1 protein-coding gene and 2 pseudogenes are annotated in these 3,075 nt (G+C 62.0%); all 3 read right to left on the bottom strand.

Features of this window, described 5'->3' with window-relative positions:
- A pseudogene (locus ABW043_RS11130) lies at nt 1-163 on the bottom strand (NADH-quinone oxidoreductase subunit NuoI); the annotation flags it as partial.
- Between the two features lie 32 nt (nt 164-195).
- Nucleotides 196-1,269, bottom strand: a pseudogene (gene nuoH / locus ABW043_RS11125) (NADH-quinone oxidoreductase subunit NuoH); the annotation flags it as partial.
- A gap of 9 nt (nt 1,270-1,278) precedes the next feature.
- Nucleotides 1,279-3,075: NADH-quinone oxidoreductase subunit NuoG (nuoG, locus tag ABW043_RS11120; RefSeq protein ID WP_353921275.1), on the bottom strand; the 1,797-nt coding region annotated here is incomplete at its 5' end.

Raw genomic sequence — 3,075 nt, 5'->3', positions numbered from 1 at the left:
CATTGGGATAGCGGCGCAGCGCATGTTCGCCGCGGAAGCGCGGAGACACCGGACCCTTTTCGAAGGGGTAGTTGATGGTCGGCTTCGGCGCGAAGAAGTAGCGCATGGCCAGAAAGAAGGCCGATACGAACTCCTTGAGCAGGAGCGTGTTGACGAGTTGCATCGCGCGCAGCAGACGATTCCTCCGTGCCAACCCCAGCCCGTAAGCTTGAGGACGAAGGCAACAATCACGACCATGATCAGCGAGAGTGGCAGGAACAGCTTCCAACCAATCCGCATGAGCTGGTCATAGCGGTAACGGGGCACGATGGACTTGGCCATCGCGAACATGAAGAACACCAGGCTCAGCTTGATGAAGAACCAGATGACACCCGGAATCCAGGTGAAGGGCGGCAGATCGATCGGCGCGGCCCACCCACCCATGAAGAGGATGGTGGTCATGGCGCACATCAGGAGGATCGAGATGTATTCGCCAAGCATGAAGAGCATGTAGGGCGAAGCCGAATATTCGGTCATGAAGCCGGCGACGAGTTCGGATTCGCCTTCAGCCAAATCGAATGGCGGACGGTTGGTTTCGGCGAGGGCCGAAATGTAGAAAATCACGAACATCGGGAAGAGCGGGATCCAGAACCAGTTCAGGAACGAGAGCCACGGCACGCCGAGCATGTGGGCGAGACCCATTTCCTTCTGCGCGATGACGATGTCATTGAGGTTCAGCGAACCGACGCAGAGCAGGACGGTGATGATGACGAGGCCGATCGAGACTTCGTAGGACACCATCTGGGCGGCGGCGCGGAGCGAGCCGAAGAAGGGGTATTTCGAGTTCGAGGCCCAGCCGCCGATGATCACGCCATAGACGCCGAGCGAGGAAATGCCGAGGAGGTAGAGGATGCCAATGTTGATATTGGCCATGGCCCAGCCATTGTCGACCGGCACGACGGCCCAGCCGGCGAGAGCCAGCGTTGCCGTCAGCAGCGGCGCGAGCAGGAACAGGGCCTTATCGGCGCCGGCCGGAATGATCGGCTCCTTGAAGACGAACTTCAGCAAGTCAGCGAAGGACTGCAGAAGGCCGAAGGGACCAACGACGTTGGGACCGCGGCGCATCTGGACGGCAGCCCAGATCTTGCGGTCGGCGAGAAGGATGAAGGCCGTGAAGACGAGTAGGGCAACCAGCAAGGCCAGGGCCTTGTAGATAAAACCGATCTGCACGCCCCAACCGAGGAAGGGGATGCCGAGCAGATAGTCGAGGGCCGTAGTAACGAAATCCATTGTGGTCCCCTACTCCGCGGCCTGCCGGAGACCGGCAGCCAGCGCGGCGCATTCACCCATGACGGCCGAAGCGCGTGCAATCGGGTTGCTGAGATAGAAATCGGCGACGGCCGAACCGAACGGCGCCGACTTGGTCTTGATGGCAGCCTTGGCGAGCTTGCCGAGGTCGGCCAGCTTGCCCGGAGCGATCTCGTCGACATTGGCCAAATGCGGGAATTCGGCATAGAGGGCCGAACGCAGCTGGGCCAGCGAGTTGTACGGGAGCGGCTTGCCGATGGCGCCGGAAAGGGCACGGAAAATGGCCCAGTCTTCCTTGGCGTCGCCCGGCGGGAACACGGAACGGGCGGTCTGCTGGACGCGACCCTCGGTGTTCACATAGGTGCCAGACTTCTCGGTGTAGGTCGCAGCCGGCAGGATGACGTCGGCGCGGTGTGCGCCCTGGTCGCCGTGCGAGCCGACATAGACGACGAATGCCTTGCCCATGGCGGACATGTCGTATTCGTCGGCGCCGAGCAGGAACAGGACGTCGAGTTCACCCTTGCCGGCCAGAGCGATCTGGTCGGCCGAGCAGACGCCGCCGTCATGCGGCACGAAGCCGATGTCGATGCCACCAACGCGGCTGGCCGCATTGTGGAGCAGCGCGAAACCGTTCCAGCCTTCGGCGACATTGGCACCGGTAGCGAGCTTGGAGGCAATCGCGATGACATCGCGGCCGACCTGCTTGCCGAGGTTGGCATGCGAGACGGCAGCTTCGCCGACGATGATGATCGGACGCTGGGCCTTGGCGAGGATTTCGCCGAAGGAGCCCTTGCCGGCAGCCACGTCAACTAGGGTTTCGAAGCCTTCGCCGAGATAGTCGTAGGTGTAGGTGAGGTCGGCACGTTCGCCGATCACGCCCACGGGGATGTTCTTGGCGCGCCAGGTCTTGCGGATGCGCGCGTTGATGAGCGAGGCTTCCTTGCGCGGATTGGCGCCGATGATCAGCACGGCGTCGGCTTCTTCAATGCCGGCAATTGTCGGATTGAAGATATAGGCCGAGCGCGGCATCGACGGATCAATACCGGACATGGCAGGACGCACGTCGGTCATGCCCGAGCCGATCGAAGCGAGCAGGCCCTTGAGGGCGTACATTTCTTCGACGGCAGCGAGATCGCCAGCGATGGCGCCGACCTTGTGGCCGGCCTTCTTGACGCGAGCGGCAACAGCCGAGAGCGCTTCTTCCCAGGTGGTGGCCTGGAGCTTGCCGTTCTTGCGAACGTAGGGGCGATCGAGGCGCTGGTTCTTGAGGCCATCCCAGATGAAGCGGGTCTTGTCGGAGATCCACTCTTCGTTGATGGCTTCGTTGACGCGCGGCATGATGCGCATGACTTCGCGGCCACGGCTATCGACGCGGATGGCCGAACCGACGGCATCCATCACGTCGATGGATTCGGTCTTGGTCAGCTCCCACGGACGGGCGTTGAAGGCATAGGGCTTGGAGGTCAGAGCGCCAACCGGGCAAAGGTCGATGACATTGCCCTGGAGTTCGCTCGACAGCGCCTTTTCGAGATAGGTGGTGATCTCGGCATCTTCGCCGCGACCAAGCAGACCCATTTCGGCAATGCCGGCGACTTCGGTGGTGAAGCGGACGCAACGCGTGCAGTGAATGCAGCGGTTCATCGAGGTCTTGACCAGCGGCCCGATGTACTTGTCTTCGACAGCGCGCTTGTTTTCGTGGAAGCGCGACTTATCTACACCGTAGGCCATGGCCTGGTCCTGAAGGTCGCACTCGCCGCCCTGATCGCAGATCGGGCAGTCCAGCGGGTG

Origin of the sequence: Devosia sp. (assembly GCF_040509215.1) — a bacterium.
Lineage (GTDB): Bacteria > Pseudomonadota > Alphaproteobacteria > Rhizobiales > Devosiaceae > Devosia.
Note: the sequence above shows the minus strand (reverse complement) of the source record. Positions and strands in the feature narration are given on the sequence as shown.